Below are 15,857 nucleotides of genomic sequence, written 5' to 3'. Positions count from 1 at the left end.
TCGGCCGTTTTGGCGCGCGAGATGGATGCGTTTTTCGGGGGCGGGCCTGTGCCTGATGCTCGTCTGTGCCTGGCCGGCCCAGGGTGCGAGCGTGGCGCGGGCCGACGGCTGGACGCTGGGGGTGGCCGATGTGCCGTCCGCGCCTGCGCCGGGCGCCAAGCCGCGCACGCCGCTGCGTCTTGAGGTGCTGGCCGCGCAGGCCGCCGAGGGCAGCGCCTCGGTGCAGGCCGTGCCCTACGAGCGGGCAGTCGAGCAATTGGCCGATGGGCAGCTGGACGCCTGGATTGGCGTCGTGCCGCTTGATTCGTCCGTGTCGGCGGCCATCCATCGCAAGCGCCTGGACGTTTCGGTCAGTCCCATGGCCATCTTGCGCAGCGATACCGACATTCACGACTGGTCGGCACTGGCGGGCAGGACGGTGTGTCTGAGCGCGGATGGGCGCTATGTGGGCGAGTTGGCGGCGCGTTTTGCCGCGCTCGAACAAGTGTACCCGTCGGCGACGGATGCCTTGCTGGCCTTGCGTACCGGGGCGTGCGATGCCGCGGTGCAAGATGAAGGGTTTTTGCGCCAGCTGCTGAAATACCCCGAGTGGCGCAAGTTTTCCGCGCAACTGCAGCCGTATCGCAAGCAAGTCTTGGAGCGCCTGTCGCGGGCGGACGCGGCGCCCGCCGTGCGCGACGCGCTGCGCCAGGCCACGGCGGCCATGCGCCTGCAGCTGCTGGCTGCCCAGCAGGCGCGCGATATTGCGTTTGAGGTGTATCTGGATCAGTCGGTGCCGGACTGCCACTGAGGCCGATGCCCGGAGGCCGAGCGGTGAATGGCACTGGCGGCGGGCTTTCTGGGAGAAGGCCCTGGCGGCCGAGAGATCAGTGACGGCGACGCGCCGGGGCGGGGCCGCTGCCAGGGGCGCGGTTGAGGTGACGGAACGTGATGCGGCCCTTGCTGAGGTCGTAGGGCGACATTTCGAGTGTGACCTGATCACCCGCCAGGATGCGGATGTGGTGCTTGCGCATCTTGCCGCCGGTGTAGGCGATGACGGGGTGGCCGTTGTCCAGCGTCACACGGAAGCGGGAGTCGGGCAGGACTTCGGTGACGGAACCGTGCATTTCGAGTAGTTCTTCTTTGGCCATAGGGTGTGCTCCTGTGAGAATGTGGCATCAGCGGGCATACGCCTGCCGGGCCGGTGTGCCGGTCTGGGGCGGGCTTGAGAGGCGATCAGAAACCAGGCGGGGGCGGCGATGGCCCCCAAGAGGCAGCAGGCGCGGAGCCTGACAAGACAGCCGGGAGGCCCGGCAAGACTGAAAACCGCTGATGATGCAATGGCTTATCTTAAGGCTTGAAGCAGTATTATGTCAAGAATTATTGGCGGTTCGATGAACGTTCGGGGATTTTCGCCCGCATGGCGTCGCGTGTCCGCATCGGCGGGGGCAATGCTGCGGTTAGAATCCAGGCTTGTATAGCGCTTGCCCGGTCGATATCCCGATGAATGAAAGACTGACGCCCGGTACGGTCACGCTGCTGCTCGTGCCGCCTCTGATGTGGGCCGGCAATGCGGTGGTGGGGCGCGCCGTGGTGCACCTGGTGCCCCCCCTGACCCTCAATTTCCTGCGCTGGGCGCTGGCCCTGCTGCTATTGCTGCCCCTGGGGTATCATGCCCTGCGGCGCGACAGCGCCATCTGGCGCCAATGGCCGCGCTACGCCTTGCTGGGTTTGCTGGGCGTGGGCCTGTACAACTCCCTGCAATACCTGGCGTTGCATACGTCCACGCCGGTCAACGTCACGCTGGTAGCCGCCAGCATGCCAGTCTGGATGCTGATCATCGGGCGCGCCTTTCATGGGGTGGCGATTCGCGCCGCGCAGGTGCTGGGCGCCGTGCTGTCGCTGGCCGGGGTGGCCGTCGTGTTGTCGCATGGCGAATGGGCGCAGCTGTGGGCCTTGCGTTTCGTGGTGGGCGACCTGCTGATGGTGCTGGCCACGATCATCTGGGCGTTCTACAGCTGGCAGCTGACCCGCGTGCCGGCCGATGCGCCGGTGCGCGCGCACTGGGCCGGGTTTCTCCTGGGACAGGTGCTCTACGGCGCGGCCTGGTCAGGCCTGTTCGCCGCCGCCGAATGGGGGCTGGGCGGCCAGACCATCCAGTGGGGTTGGCCCCTGGCGCTGACGGTGGTGTTCGTCGCGGTGGGGCCCGCCGTGATCGCCTTTCGCTGCTGGGGGGTGGGGGTGCAGCGGGTGGGGCCTACGCTGGCTGGGTTCTTCAACAACCTCACCCCCCTGATTGCGGCCTTGCTGTCGTTGGGTCTGCTGGGCGAGAGCCCGCACTTCTATCACGCCCTCGCGTTCATGCTCATCATCGGCGGCATCGTGCTGTCTTCGCACCGGGGGGCCGCCGGATGAGTGCCGCCCCCGCCGGGGCGGCGCCCGGGCTGGCCTACGCCTGCCTGGCGGCCAGCATGTTCGTGGTGGGCGCCTACGTCGCGCTCAGCAAGCCGCTGGCAGCCATTTTCCCCGTCTTTCTGCTGGGCTGCCTGCGCTTTGGCATCGGCAGCCTGTCCGTCCTGCACTGGCTGCGCAAGCCGCCCGCCGAGGCCGCGCTCACGCGGCGTGTGCGCGCCCTTGTGTTTCTCGAGTCTTTCATCGGCAGCTTCCTGTTCACCGTCTTCATGGTACTGGGCGTGAGCTACAGCAGCGCCGTGGCCGCGGGCATCATCATGTCGGCCATTCCGGCGGCCATTGCCGTGCTCAGCCGCCTCGTGCTCAAAGAGGCGATCCGCCCCCGGGTGCTGGCGGCAATCGCTTGCGCTGTCTGCGGCATTGCGCTGCTGGCACTGACGCAGGCGCCCGACCCGGCCGCTGACGGTGGCGCGCCGCAGCGCTGGCTGGGCTATGCGCTGCTGGGTGGCGCGGTGCTGTGCGAGGCGGCCTATGCCGTCATCGGCAAGCAGCTCACTGGCGCGCTGTCGGCCCGGCGCATCAGTGCCCTGATGAACGTCTGGGGCTTCGTGCTCATGCTGCCCGCGGGCGCCTATGCCGCCTGGCATTTTGATTTTTCGGCCATTACGGCGCCCACCTGGGGGCTGCTGTTGTTCTACGGCCTGGCGGCCAGCTGGACGATCTGGTTGTGGATGACGGGTTTGCGGCGCGTGCCGGCGTCTCGCGCCGGGGTGTTCACCGTCATGCTGCCGGTGGGCGCCGCCTGCGTCGGGGTCGGCGTGCTGGGCGAGCCTTTCAGCGGCCTGCACGCCCTGGCGTTCGCCGCGGCGCTGCTGGGGCTGGTGCTTGCCGCCTGGCCCGACGCCCGGCGACGTCAGGCAGGCCGCGCGTGCTCGATCAGCAACTGAAGCGTGGTGCGCCCGCCCCAGGTGTTGCGTTCCAGCCGGTAGACGGCTTCGATGGCTTCGGGCAGCGGCTCGGCGTGGTTGAACCAGATGGCGTCCAGGCGCATCCCGTCCTTTTCCAGGAAGAGCTTCAGGTGGCGTTCTTTCAGCAGCCGCTGGTGCACCACGTGGAAGCGATCCTGGAAGAGCGGCGGGGCGAAGCCCGCCCCCCATACCTGATGCGCCAGCAGCGCCGCGGTCTCGGCGTTGAAGTAGCCGGGTTCCAGTGAGCCATCTGTCTCCAGGCAGGGCTCGAAGGCGTCGTGCCCGCTGAGCGTGCGCACGGCCAGGTCGAATTGTTGCGCAAAAGCCTCGAAGGCGCTTTTGCGCAGGGTGAGACCCGCCGCCATGGCGTGGCCGCCAAATTGCGCGATGGCCCCCGGCAGGCGCTTGGAAACGAGGTCGAGCGCGTCGCGCAGGTGTACTTCGGGGATGGAGCGCCCTGAGCCGCGCAGCGTGTCGGCATCGTCGGGTGCGAAGGCCAGGGCCGGGCGCCAGTAGGTTTCCTTCAGCCGCGAAGCCACCAGGCCGATGACGCCGGGATGCCAGCCGGGTTGCCAGACGCAGACGCTGGCGGCCCGCGCCTGCGCCTGGGTGTCGAGCTGCGCCAGGGCCTCGTCGCGCATCTCGGTTTCGCGGCTGCGGCGTTCACGGTTGATCGTATCCAGCGCCTGGGCCAGCTCCAGGGCGCGGGCCGGTTCGTCTTCCAGCAGGCAGTGGATGCCCAGGCTCATGTCGGCCATGCGGCCCGCGGCGTTGATGCGCGGCCCCAGCGCGAAGCCGAGATCGTCGGTGCCGGCCTGCTGCGGATCTCGCCCTGCCACCTGGAACAGGGCCGCAATGCCGGCCTGCATGCGGCCTTGGCGGATGCGTTTGAGGCCTTGTGTGACGAGCAGGCGGTTGTTGGCGTCCAGGCGCACGACATCGGCGACAGTGCCCAGGGCCACCAGGTCGGTCAGGGTGTCCAGGCGCGGCCCGCCTTGCGCGGGCAGGGTGCCGCGCGTGCGCAGTTCGGCGCGCAGGGCCAGCAGGACGTAGAAAATGACCCCCACCCCGGCCAGGTGCTTGGAGGGAAAGCCGCAGCCCGTCTGGTTTGGGTTGACGATGGCCAGGGCGTGCGGCAGCTGTTCGCCTGGCAGATGGTGGTCGGTGACGATCACTTCGATGCCGGCGGCCCGGGCGGCAGCCACGCCGTCGATGCTGGCGATGCCGTTGTCCACCGTGATGAGCAGGTCGGGCTTGCCCGCTGGGTGGCGACAGGCCAATTCGACGACGGCGGGCGAGAGGCCGTATCCCGTCTCGAAGCGGTTGGGCACCAGGAAATCGACCTGGGCGCCCATGGTTCGCAGGCCGCGGATGGCCACGGCGCAGGCCGTTGCGCCGTCGCAGTCGTAATCGGCGACGATCAGCAGTTTTTTTTGCGTGGCGATGGCATCGGCCAGCAGCGAGGCCGCGGTGTTCACGTGCGTCAGCCGCTGCGGCGGGATCAGCGCCTGCCAGTCGGTGGCGGTCGGCTGCGCCAGACCCCGGGCAGCCCAGAGCCGCGCCAGCAGGGGATGCACACCGACCTCGGCGAGCGCCTGCGCGTGCTGGCGGTGCGTGGCCCGCGGGCGGATCAGCGGCTGCACCACCAGCGCCTCCAGTCTTGTGTGTGCCAGCGTGCGAACCAGCCGCTGCGCACCGTCACCTCGACGTAGCGTTCGCGGCTGGTGAGCACCAGGACGGGCGCTGGTTCTTGCGCCCTGGGGGCCAGGCACTGGGCATCGAGCGCGGCGAGCGCGTCGAGCCACTCGCCCCAGCGCTGGGCTGCGGCCAGGGGCTGCAGGCGCTCGTCAATCAGCAGGCCGTCGGGCAGGGGGCGGCTCAGCTGGCTGGCCCGTGCCCCGCCATAGAGCCAGAGGCTGTTGACGGGGGCCTGCCCCTGCCGTTGCCGGGCCTGGTTGACGGGGTGCTCGAACCAGGCCATCTGCAGGCTGTTGACCAGGCGGCGCCAGGGGCGCGCCTCGGTTTGCTGCGGCCACCAGTCGTTGACCGAGCTGACGGCCACCAGAGCCGGGCTGGCGCAGGGAATGCGTACGGGCTGCGGCCAGCGCACGCGCCAGACGTCGGGGCGCAGGTAGTCGAGTTGCAGGCCGCTGTCTTCGAGCTCTGCCTGCGCGCTGAGCAGCAGCGCCCTGGATTGTTCGTCGGTGATCGCCAGCGTGTCGGCGGGCAGCAGGGCCGCGCCGTCGCGCGAAGGCGCCATGTGGATGAGCTCGGCCAGCCAGACGGGGTCGTCGTCGTGCGCCTGGCCGCGCAGGGGGCCCAAACCTGCGCTAAGATGCTCGGTTTCGAGCGCCTGAAAACCGCGCGCCTGCAGCAGCCAGTGCTCGGCGGGCAGGCACCAGGTCTCGGCCGCGAGGCTGGGGGTGATGCGGGCTTTGCCCTGGCCCAGCCAGCGGGCGAGGGTGGGTGCGCGTTGCACCAGATGCGGCGCGAGTTCGGTTGCCACTTCGGGGTCGGGCCAAGCCCCAGGTATCACGATATGCATAGCAGAATTGTAGAGTCAAAAGAATCCGAAGGCAGTGCTCATGGCCTATGAATGGTGGATCGGGGCCCGCTACGCGGGTCTGGCGCGCACGGGACGCGGCGGACGCCGGGGCGACCGCTTCGTGTCGTTCGTGGCGGCCAGCTCGATGGCGGGCATCGGCCTGGGGGTGGCCGCCCTCATCGTCGTCCTGTCGGTCATGAACGGCTTCCAGACGCAGGTGCGCGACCGCATGCTGTCGGTGCTGCCGCACATCGAACTCTACGTGCCGGGCGTCGATCACCAGCAGGTGCTCGATCACTGGCAGGCGCTGGCGCGCGACGCGGCGCAAGACCCCGAGGTGCGCGGGGCGGCGCCGTTCGTGGCGGCACAGGGCATGTTGGCGCGCGGGCAGTCCCTGAGCGGCGTGCAGGTGCGCGGCATCGACCCGGCCATCGAACCCAAGGTGTCCGACCTCAAAGGCCAGATGGAGTCAGGCTCGCTCGACAGTCTGACGCCCGGTTCCTTCAACATCATCGTCGGCAGCCAGATCGCGCAGTCGCTGGGCCTGATGGTCGGCGACACGGTGCTGCTGCTGGCGCCCCAGGGTTCGATCTCGCCCGCGGGCTTTGCGCCGCGCATGCGCCAGTTTACGGTGTCGGGGGTGTTTGCCACCGGCTACTATGAATACGACGCCACGCTGGCCTTCGTCGACGTGCAGGACGCCGCCCGCGTGTTTCGCGACAGCGGCGTCAGCGGCGTGCGCCTGCGCATCGCCGACATGCAGCAGGCCCCGCAAGTGGCCCGCCAGCTGCTGGAACTGATGCCCGCCGGGGTGCGCGCCATGGACTGGACGCAGAACAACCGCACGTGGTTTGCCGCCGTGCAGACGGAAAAACGCATGATGTTCCTCATCCTCACGCTGATCGTCGCGGTGGCGGCCTTCAACCTGCTGTCGTCGCTGGTGATGGCCGTGAAAGACAAGCAGTCCGACATTGCCATTTTGCGCACGCTGGGGGCGACGCCCGCCGAGATCGCGCGGATCTTTCTCGTGCAGGGAGCCTTGATCGGGGTGGTCGGCACGGTGGCCGGCGTGGCCCTGGGCACGCTGGCCGCCTACAACATCGACGTCATTGTGCCCTGGATCGAACGGCTGTTCGGCATTCATTTCCTGCCACAGCAGATTTATTTCATCAGCGAGCTGCCCTCCAATCCGCAGGTGGGCGACATCGCCACCATCGGCGTGACGTCCCTGGTGCTGTCCTTGCTGGCCACCCTTTACCCCAGCTGGCGCGCCTCGCGCCTGCAGCCCGCCCAGGTGTTGCGCCATGACTGATGCTCTTCGGACGGCACAGACCGTCTTGCGCGCCGAACATCTGGCCAAGACCTACGACGAGGGCGCGGGCCGTGTCGAGGTGCTGCACGACGTCAGCCTGTCGGTGAACGCGCACGAGATGCTGGCCATCGTCGGCGCCTCGGGGTCGGGCAAGAGCACGCTGCTGCACGTGCTGGGCCTGCTGGATCAGGCCGATGCCGGGCAGCTGTGGGTGGCGGGCGAGGCCGCCGCCGGCCTGAGCGAGCGCGCCCGCAGCCGCCTGCGCAACCGGGCGCTGGGCTTCGTCTACCAGTTTCACCACCTGCTGCCGGAATTTTCCGCGCTCGACAACGTCGCCATGCCGCTCATCGTGCGCCGCATGCCGCGCGCGCAGGCCCGCGAACAAGCCCAGGGCCTGCTCGCCCAGGTGGGGCTCGAGGCCCGCGCCAGTCATTTCCCCGGGCAACTCTCGGGAGGCGAGCGCCAGCGCGTGGCCCTGGCCCGGGCCCTGGTCACCCGGCCAGCTTGCGTGCTGGCCGACGAACCCACCGGCAACCTCGACCGTCACACGGCGGACGCGATGTTCGAGCTGCTGGGGCGCATCAACCGCGAACTGGGCACGGCCTTCATCATCGTGACGCACGATCCGGCGCTGGCCGCCTTGGCACATCGCCAGCTGCAGATGCGGGCCGGAGTGCTGGCGCAAGCCTGAGCGGCGTGCAACGCGCTCGGTTCGGGCGCGTCTGCTTGCGGCGGACAACGTGTACCATCTTGAACGATGGACAGCGCTCGGTGCCATCACCCCTCAGGAGAGCCCATGCTGATTGATACACATTGTCACTTGGATGCCACCGAGTTTGATGCCGATCGCTTGGCCGTGGTCGCCCGCGCGCGGCAGGCTGGCGTGGCTGGCCTCATCATCCCTGCCGTCAGCCGGGGCAACTTCCAGACTGTCCGCGATCTTGCCCGGTCGGTGCCTGGTGTCGGCTATGCCCTGGGTATTCACCCACTGTACGTGGCGCGCTCTGATGAGGGGGATCTGGACGTTCTCGCCGAATGCCTGGCCGCCTGGCGGGATGACCCGCGCCTGGTGGCCATTGGTGAAATCGGCCTTGATTATTTTGTCCCCGAGGCCAATACGCCTGCCCTGCGTGATCGCCAGGAACACTTTTACGTGCGCCAGCTTGATCTGGCCCGGCAGTTTGGCCTGCCGGTGCTGCTGCACGTGCGCCGCTCGCAGGATGCCCTGCTCAAGCAGCTGCGCCGCCGCCCTGCGATCGGCGGCATTGCCCATGCCTTCAATGGCAGCTTCCAGCAGGCGGCCCAGTTTCTGGATCTGGGCTTTGCCCTGGGCATGGGCGGCGCCATGACCTTTGCGCGCGCTTTGCAAATCCGCCGCCTGGCGGCACAGCTGCCCGAGACCGCGCTGGTGTTGGAAACCGATGCGCCGGACATCCCGCCTGCCTGGTTAGGCTTGGATGCCGACGGTCGGCGTCGGCCCGCGCGCAACGAGCCCGCCGAGGTGGCGCGCATGGCCGAGGTGTTGGCGGGCCTGCGTGCGACCCCGTTCAAAACGCTTGTGGCGCAGTGCGCCGCCAATGCCTGCCGGGTCGTGCCGCGCTTGCGCGCGGTCTTGTCGCCTGGGTCGCCCTGGCGTGGCGACGCTGTGACAGCGCCCGAAGGGCCCGAAGGCCGTCCAGGCTGAGGACTTGCGACTGGGGGGCTCATGCGTTGTGCGGGGGCAGCACGGTGCCCGCGCATGATCCAAAGCCGATGCGCGCGGCCCCGGGCTTGGCGCACCAGCCGCGCAGCACCACGGTGTCGCCGTCCTGCAGCCAGGTGCGCTGTTCGCCGTTGGGCAGGCTGATGGGCCGCTTGCCGCCCGCGGTCAGTTCGATCAGGGCGCAGGCCTGATCGGGTTCGGGCCCCGACAGGGTGCCGGTGCCAAAAAGATCGCCGGGCTGCAGATTGCAGCCGTTGATGGTGTGGTGGGCCACCATCTGGGCCGCCGTCCAGTAGGCGTAGCGATAGTTGGAATGGGCCAGGCGCGTGGGCGCCTGGCACTGCGCGTGCATGGTCTGGGTCTGGATCAGGGCTTCGAGCTGAATGTCGAAGCCGCCCGCAGCGCGGTTGACGGCGCCGTCCAGATAGGGCAGCGGCTGCGGATCACCGTCGGGCCGCGCAAAGGGCGTGCGAAACGGCGCCAGGGCGTCGAGCGTGACGACCCAGGGCGACACCGTGGAAGCAAAATTCTTGGCGAGAAACGGCCCCAGGGGCTGATATTCCCAAGGCTGGATGTCGCGCGCCGACCAGTCGTTGAAGAGCACCAGGCCAAAGAGGTGCTCTTCTGCCTGGTCGATGGGGATGGGGCTGCCCAGGGCATTGCCCCGGCCCACCAGTACCCCCAGTTCGAGCTCGAGATCCAGGCGCGCGCTGGCCTGGACGTGGGGCTGCGTGGCGTCCGCGGGCTTGACCTGCCCGCACGGACGGTGGAAGCGCTGTGGCGACACGCCGATGGAAGACGAGCGCCCGTGGTAGCCGATCGGCACCCACTTGTAGTTGGGCATGAGCGGATTGTCGGGGCGAAACAGCTGGCCCACGTGGGTGGCGTGATGAATGGAAGTGTAGAAGTCGGTGTAGTCGCCAATGCGGGCGGGCAGCGCGTATTGCGCGTCGGCCTGGTCGATCAGGCAGGGCTGCACCAGGGCCTGCTGGTCGCTGCCCGCCGCCAACGCCCGGGACAGCGCCAGACGCAGCGCGCGCGCCGCGGGCCGGCCCAGGCCCATGAGGCGGTTGAGCGTGGGCTCGCTGGCCGCTTGCGCCGCCGCCAGTGCGTCGGCGGTGAACAGCCCGGCTTGCGCCGCAGCCGCCAGGTCGATGATCTGCTCGCCGATGGCGACCCCGCCGCGCCAGGCTTCCGCGCTGTCTCGCCGACGAAAGATGGCGAAGGGCAGGTTCTGGATGGGGAAATCGGTGGCCTCGTCGTTGGCGGATGGAACCCAGCTGCGCAGGGCTGGATCGTGCGTCTCGTCGAGCACGGGCATGGTGCGCCTCCTTAGCGTTGTTGTGGATTGAAATGTTTTTTCAGACCGTCCCAGACGTGCACGTAATCGGCCTGCCGGTGCGACGATTGCAGCGCCTGCTCGGTGGCGTGGATGATGACCGGGGTTTCGAACATGATGGCCATGGTGTCCGTGATGTAGTCCGGCTGGCGGGTGTCGGCGGCGCTGGCTTTTTCAAAAGTGGCGGTATCCGGGCCGTGCGCCGTCATGGTGTTGTGGATGGACATGCTGCCAGGCTCGAAGCCCCCGGCCTTGGCGTCGTAGTGGCCATGGATGTTGGCCATGAATTCGCCCGCGACGTTGCGGTGGAACCAGGGCGGACGGAAGGTGTCCTGCATGGCCAGCACGCGCGGCGCGAAGGCGATGAAGTCGAGCGTATCGACCCCCGGTGTGGCGCTGGGCGCGTGCAGCACCAGGTTCAGGCAGGGGTCGGGGTGGTCGTAGCTGATGAAGCCCGTGACATTGAACTTGCGCAGGTCGTACTTGTAGGGCGCGTGCGTGCCGTGCCAGGCGACCACGTCGAGCGGCGAGTGGTCGGTTCTGGCCGCCCAGAACTGGCCGTCGAACTTGGCAAGGATTTCAAACTCGCCTTCGAGGTCTTCCCAGGCTGCCACCGGGGTGAGGAAATCGCGTGGATGCGCCAGACCGTTGGAGCCGATCACACCCAGCGTGGGCAGCTGCAGCGGGGCGCCGAAATTTTCACAGACAAAGCCGCGCGCCGCGCCGTCGGGCAGCTGCACCTGAAAGCGGATGCCGCGCGGGATGACGGCGAATTCCTGCGGCTCGACTTCAAGCACGCCCAATTCGGTCGCCAGTCTCAGGCGGCCTTGCTGGGGCACGATGAGCAGCTCGCCGTCGGCGTCGTAGAAGTAGCGGCTGGTCATCGATTGCGTGGCGGTGTACACGTGGATGCCGCAGCCCGCGTTGCCGCCGACGGTCATCATGCTGTCGATGAAGTCGAGCGGCGCGCCGCCGCTGGATATGGGGGTCGGGCTCCAGCGCATACGGTTGGGTGGCGTGGGCACCTGCTTGAAGGTGGACAGCCAGCGGGCGCCGGCCCGGTGCGGGACGAAGGCGTCGTGCGCCGCGCCCGGGCGAATGCGGTACAGCCAGGAACGGCGGTTGGCCGCGCGGGCCACGGTAAAGGGGGTGCCGTTGATCTGCTCGGCGTACAGCCCGTAGGGCGCCCGCTGTGGCGAGTTGCCCCGGTCGGGCAGGGCCCCGGGCAGGGCTTCGGTGGCGAACTCGTTGCCAAATCCGCTCAGGTACTTCAAGGATGAATCGGTCGTCATTTCAACCTCGGTGAATGTAGGGCCGCATCCGGGCGGCGCAAGCCGGGTGGGCCGGAAAACAGCGGGAGCGTCATGCGGTTCTTGCGTCGTGCTGTCCTTATTAAACGCAAGATTCGTCCATCGTTCAAACAGTTTTTTTCCATTGATTAATAGGCTTCACTGATGAATGCGCATCATGGATCGCCGTGTGTCGATGCCAACCGGAAACCGGGCCGGGATGGGCTGAAAATGTCCGGCTGGACTGGTTTTGTCCTGCTGCGTTTCTTTAATGTCGAGTCAGGGACAAGGGTGGGGAAGGCACGGCATGATCGGACGTCTGGCGGTGGCGGCGGGGCTGGCGGGGGTGAGCGGGGCGCATCAGCTGGCGCGGCTGCCCGGCTGGCCCTGGCTGCTGGCGCTGGCGGCCGCGCTGCTGCTGGGCGTCGGCCTGCTGGGCGTCGGCCTGCTGTGGGCGATGCATCCGGGCCTTGCACCGGCCGGGGCGCCGGTGCGCGGGCGGTTGTGTGGGCATTTTCGCGGGTGGCTGCGCGGGCGTCTGCGCAGACAGCTGTCATGCCTGGGGCTCTGGCTGCTGGCGGGCGCCGCCGGCTTTGTCTTTACGGCTGGGTGGGCGCAGCTGACGCTGGCAGATCGCCTGCTGGCGGGCAACGTCGATCGGGTGTCGCGCGTGCTGCTGCGCGTCGAAGGCTTGCCTCGTTTGCAGCCGGATCGGGTGCGCTTCGAGGCGGAGGTTCTCGAAGCCCGCCCGGCGGGTGTGCCCAGGCGTGTGCTGGTGAGCTGGTCGGCGCCAGGCTGGCGCAGCCCCTATGCCGCGTCGCAGCCCGCCGATCCGCCGTTTCCAGTGCTGCGCGCCGGGCAGGTCTGGCGCATGGCCCTGGTGCTGCGCCCTGTTTCCGCGGCGCAGAATCAGGCGGCCTTCGATTACGAAGGCCACGCGTTTGCGCGCGGCATCCGGGCCTCCGCCACGGTGCGCGGTACGCCCGAACACGTGCGCGACGATGACTGGCACAGCCTGGCCGTCGTCGCCGACCGGGCGCGCCACGGCATCCGCGAGGCCATGGCGCCGTACCTGCGTGACAGGCGCTACGGGCCGGTACTGCGGGCGCTGGCCATCGGCGACCAGGACGGGGTGGACGATAGCGACTGGACGCTCTTCAACCGCACGGGTTTGACCCACCTCGTGTCCATCTCCGGCTCCCATATCACGCTGCTCGCCGGGGCGGGCGGCCTGGCCGTGTCCTGGCTCTGGTGCCGACTGGCCTGGCGCGGCCGTCCGTTGGCCGAGCGCTGGCCCGCCCGCCGGGCAGCGGCCTGCGCAGCGCTTCTGGTGGCCTGGCTGTACTGCCTGCTGGCCGGTTGGGGTGTGCCCGCCCGACGCACGCTCATGATGCTGGCGGTGGTGGCCGGCACCCAGGCCTTGCAGCTGCGGCTCACCGGCTCGCGGGTGCTGGCCATGGCGGCCGTGGCGGTCGTGGCCTGCGATCCGTGGGCGGTGCTTGCCAGCGGCTTCTGGCTGTCCTTTGGCGCCGTGGCGGTGCTGCTGGCTGTCGGGGCCGAGCACGAGGCCGCGCAGGCCGCTGCCCGGCGGGCGGGGCAGGTGACGTGGGCGGGGCCAGGCCCGGCGCCCGCGGTGGCGTCCGTAGCGGCGCAGCCCGTGTCCGCGTGGCGTGTTCGTCTGCGGCGCTGGCGCCAGGGGTTGTGGCTGGCCGCCCGCCTGCAGTGGGCCGTTACTTTGGCCCTGGCTCCGGCGCTGGCCTGGGTCTTTCACGAGATTTCGCTGGTCTCGCCGCTGGCCAATGCCTACGCCATTCCGCTCATCGAGCTGTGCGTCACACCGCTGTCGCTGTTGCTGGCGGCGGTCGCGCCGGTGCCCGCGCTGGCGCCGCTGGCCGAGGCGCTCGCCTGGCTGGCGCATGCCGTCCTGGAGGCGCTCATGCAGCCCACCCAGTGGCTGGCGCGCCTGCCCACCTGGCCGGTGACAGCCGGGCCCGCCTGGTTGTATCTGCTGGCGAGCGCGGGGGCCGCCCTGGCGCTATGGCCGCGCCCAGCCTTGCCGCAGTGGCTGCGGCACCGTCGTGGCTGGGCCTGCCTGGCCCTGGCGCCCATGCTGTTCTGGACGGCCCCGCGGCCCGCCGACGGCGAATGGGATTTGCACGCGCTGGACGTGGGGCAGGGCAGCGCGCTGTTGCTGCGCACCGCGCGGCATGCCCTGTTGTTCGACGCGGGCGCCCGCCATGGCCGGGAGTCGGAGGAGGGCAGCCGCACGGTGGTGCCGATGCTGCGAGCCCTGGGTCTGCGACGGCTCGATACCCTGGTGGTCTCGCATGCCGACCTGGATCATGCGGGCGGTGTGCGCGGGGTGCTGGACGCCGTGCCGGTCGAGCAGGCCTACAGCTCGTTTGCTCTGCAGCCCTGGTTGGAAACCGAGGCACGCCTGCTGCAGGCACCCGTGGTGCGTCCACCGCTGGCTCTGAACAGCTGTCTGTTGGGGGCGCACTGGCAGGTGGACGGCGTGAGCTTCGAGTTTCTCTGGCCGTTGGATGAACGCCGCGTACGCAAGGGGGTGCAGGCCAACCGCGGCAGCTGCGTGCTGCGGGTGCGGGGTGCTCACCACAGCCTGCTGCTCACGGGCGACATCGATGCGCGGGGCGAGGCGGCGCTCGTGCTCCGTGGCCTGGGGGCCGTGGACGTGGTGGTGGCCGCCCACCACGGCTCGCGAACGTCCTCGTCCGCCCCCTTCGTGACGGCCACTGCGCCGCGGCACGTGATCCTGCAGGTGGGGCGCTGGAATCGCCATGGGCACCCCGCGCCGATGGTGCTGGCGCGTTGGGCACGGGCGGGTGCCCGTCTCTGGCGCACCGATGCGCAGGGCGGGGTAAATGCCCAGTCGCGCGCCACGGGGCTTACGTTGTACAGTGTTCTTGAGTCGTCCCGTCGTTATTGGCACGGACGGCGCCCGTAGTGGTTTTCGCTATCTTGCGTAACAGAGCGGGATCAGTGAAGATGCGGCAGCCGTCCACAAGGCGACTGTTGCCCATTGATGGGTTAATGGAAATCCAAAAGATTTTTGCGACCATGACACAGACACCGCTGAAGTTCTATGTCCCCGAACCCTCGGGGCGTCCCGGTCAGGCGACCGATTTTTCCTACTTGCGCCTGCAGCCCGCAGGCGCTGCCCGCAAGCCCCCCATCGACACCATCCCCTACGACACGCGCGACCTGGCCCTGGGCCTGATCCGGGTGCTGGATGACGACGGCCATGCCGTCGGGCCCTGGGCCGAAGACGGGCCCGATGAAGCCACTTTGCGCAAGGGCATGCTGGCCATGATCAAGACGCGCATCTTCGATGCCCGCATGGTCATTGCCCAGCGGCAAAAGAAGTGCTCGTTCTACATGCAGTGCCTGGGCGAAGAAGCCATCGCCATTGGCCAGTCGCTGGCATTGCAGCCGGGCGACATGCACTTTCCCTCGTACCGCCAGCAGGGCCTGCTGATCGCGCAGGACTACCCCCTGTTCGACATGATGTGCCAGATTTTCTCCAACGACAAAGACCCGCTCAAGGGGCGCCAGCTGCCGGTGCTGTATTCGGTGCCCGACAAGGGTTTCTTCACGCTGTCGGGCAACCTGGCCACCCAGGTGCCGCAGGCCGTGGGCTGGGCCATGGCCTCGGCCATCAAGGGCGACACCCGCATCGCCGCGGGCTGGGTGGGCGATGGCGCGACAGCCGAATCCGACTACCAGACCGCACTGCTGTTTGCGCACGTCTACCGCGCGCCGGTCATCCTCAACGTCATCAACAATCAGTGGGCCATCTCCACCTTCCAGGCAGTGGCGGGCGGCGAGGGCATCACCCTGGCCGCGCGTGGCATTGGCTCCAACGTGGCCTCGCTGCGCGTGGACGGCAACGATTTCCTGGCCGTGTACGCCGCCTCGCGCTGGGCCGCGAACCGGGCACGCAACAACTTCGGCGCCACGCTCATCGAATGGGTCAGCTACCGGGCCGGGCCGCACTCCACCTCCGACGATCCGTCCAAATACCGGCCGGCGGACGACTGGTCGCGCTTTCCGCTGGGCGACCCCATCGTGCGCCTGAAGCAGCACATGATCGTGCGCGGCATCTGGTCCGAGCAAGAACACCAAGAGGCGCAGAAAGCCTGCGAGGCCGACATCGTGGCCACGCAGAAAAAGGCCGAATCTCACGGCACGATGGCCACCGGGCGCACGTCCAGCGTGGCGACGATGTTCGAGGACGTCTACAAAGAGATGCCCGGGCATCTGCGTCAGCAACGCCAGGAACTGGGGGTCTGA

At 68.7% G+C, this 15,857-nt stretch carries 13 protein-coding genes; 8 read left to right on the top strand and 5 right to left on the bottom strand.

The window, feature by feature from the left end; genetic code table 11:
• Window positions 1–25: 25 nt before the first annotated feature.
• Window positions 26–790 carry a substrate-binding periplasmic protein gene (locus tag CCA01S_RS00430; protein ID WP_066452665.1) on the top strand — a complete coding sequence of 255 codons (765 nt, stop codon included), beginning with the start codon at window positions 26–28 and terminating at the stop codon, window positions 788–790.
• 76 nt (window positions 791–866) lie between these two features.
• Here the strand turns inward: CCA01S_RS00430 and infA are convergent, their stop codons facing one another.
• Entirely contained in the window at window positions 867–1,130 is a 264-nt protein-coding gene (infA, locus tag CCA01S_RS00425; RefSeq protein WP_066452663.1) for a translation initiation factor IF-1, read from the bottom strand.
• 352 nt (window positions 1,131–1,482) lie between these two features.
• Here infA and CCA01S_RS00420 point away from each other — a divergent pair, with 352 nt between their 5' ends.
• Window positions 1,483–2,394, top strand: a complete 912-nt coding sequence (locus CCA01S_RS00420; protein ID WP_066452661.1) for a DMT family transporter — start codon at window positions 1,483–1,485, stop codon at window positions 2,392–2,394.
• Window positions 2,391–3,338 (top strand): DMT family transporter, encoded by a 948-nt coding sequence (locus CCA01S_RS00415; RefSeq protein ID WP_066452660.1) that lies wholly within the window; start codon window positions 2,391–2,393, stop codon window positions 3,336–3,338. The genes CCA01S_RS00420 and CCA01S_RS00415 overlap by 4 nt, the downstream gene beginning before the upstream one ends.
• On the opposite strand, the gene recJ is transcribed toward CCA01S_RS00415, so the two are convergent.
• Both recJ and CCA01S_RS00405 read right to left on the bottom strand, forming a co-directional pair.
• Entirely contained in the window at window positions 3,305–4,993 is a 1,689-nt protein-coding gene (gene recJ, locus CCA01S_RS00410; RefSeq protein WP_066452921.1) for a single-stranded-DNA-specific exonuclease RecJ, read from the bottom strand. The two genes, CCA01S_RS00415 and recJ, sit on opposite strands and share 34 nt — an antisense overlap.
• Complete coding sequence (locus tag CCA01S_RS00405) at window positions 4,990–5,904, bottom strand: hypothetical protein (protein WP_066452657.1); 915 nt, start codon at window positions 5,902–5,904, stop codon at window positions 4,990–4,992. The genes recJ and CCA01S_RS00405 overlap by 4 nt, the downstream gene beginning before the upstream one ends.
• A gap of 40 nt (window positions 5,905–5,944) precedes the next feature.
• On the opposite strand from CCA01S_RS00405, the gene CCA01S_RS00400 reads away from it, so the two are divergent.
• From CCA01S_RS00400 to CCA01S_RS00390, 3 genes are all read left to right on the top strand, one after another.
• Complete coding sequence (locus tag CCA01S_RS00400; RefSeq protein ID WP_066452655.1) at window positions 5,945–7,216, top strand: lipoprotein-releasing ABC transporter permease subunit; 1,272 nt, start codon at window positions 5,945–5,947, stop codon at window positions 7,214–7,216.
• Entirely contained in the window at window positions 7,209–7,907 is a 699-nt protein-coding gene (locus tag CCA01S_RS00395) for an ABC transporter ATP-binding protein (RefSeq protein WP_066452653.1), read from the top strand. The genes CCA01S_RS00400 and CCA01S_RS00395 overlap by 8 nt, the downstream gene beginning before the upstream one ends.
• A 105-nt stretch (window positions 7,908–8,012) precedes the next feature.
• Window positions 8,013–8,900 carry a TatD family hydrolase gene (locus CCA01S_RS00390; protein ID WP_066452651.1) on the top strand — a complete coding sequence of 296 codons (888 nt, stop codon included), beginning with the start codon at window positions 8,013–8,015 and terminating at the stop codon, window positions 8,898–8,900.
• Between the two features lie 19 nt (window positions 8,901–8,919).
• Here the strand turns inward: CCA01S_RS00390 and fahA are convergent, their stop codons facing one another.
• On the bottom strand, window positions 8,920–10,239 hold the full coding sequence (gene fahA / locus CCA01S_RS00385; RefSeq protein ID WP_066452649.1) for a fumarylacetoacetase: 1,320 nt from the start codon (window positions 10,237–10,239) through the stop codon (window positions 8,920–8,922).
• Window positions 10,240–10,250: 11 nt separating this feature from the next.
• Window positions 10,251–11,549 carry a homogentisate 1,2-dioxygenase gene (hmgA, locus tag CCA01S_RS00380; protein WP_066452647.1) on the bottom strand — a complete coding sequence of 433 codons (1,299 nt, stop codon included), beginning with the start codon at window positions 11,547–11,549 and terminating at the stop codon, window positions 10,251–10,253.
• 304 nt (window positions 11,550–11,853) lie between these two features.
• Here hmgA and CCA01S_RS00375 point away from each other — a divergent pair, with 304 nt between their 5' ends.
• Together CCA01S_RS00375 and CCA01S_RS00370 are read left to right on the top strand one after the other, a co-directional pair.
• The gene (locus CCA01S_RS00375) at window positions 11,854–14,511 is read left to right on the top strand and encodes a DNA internalization-related competence protein ComEC/Rec2 (protein WP_066452646.1); all 2,658 of its coding nucleotides are present in this window, start codon (window positions 11,854–11,856) and stop codon (window positions 14,509–14,511) included.
• A 113-nt stretch (window positions 14,512–14,624) separates the two neighbouring features.
• A complete protein-coding gene (locus CCA01S_RS00370; protein ID WP_066452919.1) occupies window positions 14,625–15,857 on the top strand; it encodes a 3-methyl-2-oxobutanoate dehydrogenase (2-methylpropanoyl-transferring) subunit alpha in 1,233 nt (410 codons plus the stop codon).

Source organism: Castellaniella caeni NBRC 101664, assembly GCF_001592225.1.
GTDB lineage: Bacteria > Pseudomonadota > Gammaproteobacteria > Burkholderiales > Burkholderiaceae_B > Castellaniella > Castellaniella caeni.
Note: the sequence above shows the minus strand (reverse complement) of the source record. Positions and strands in the feature narration are given on the sequence as shown.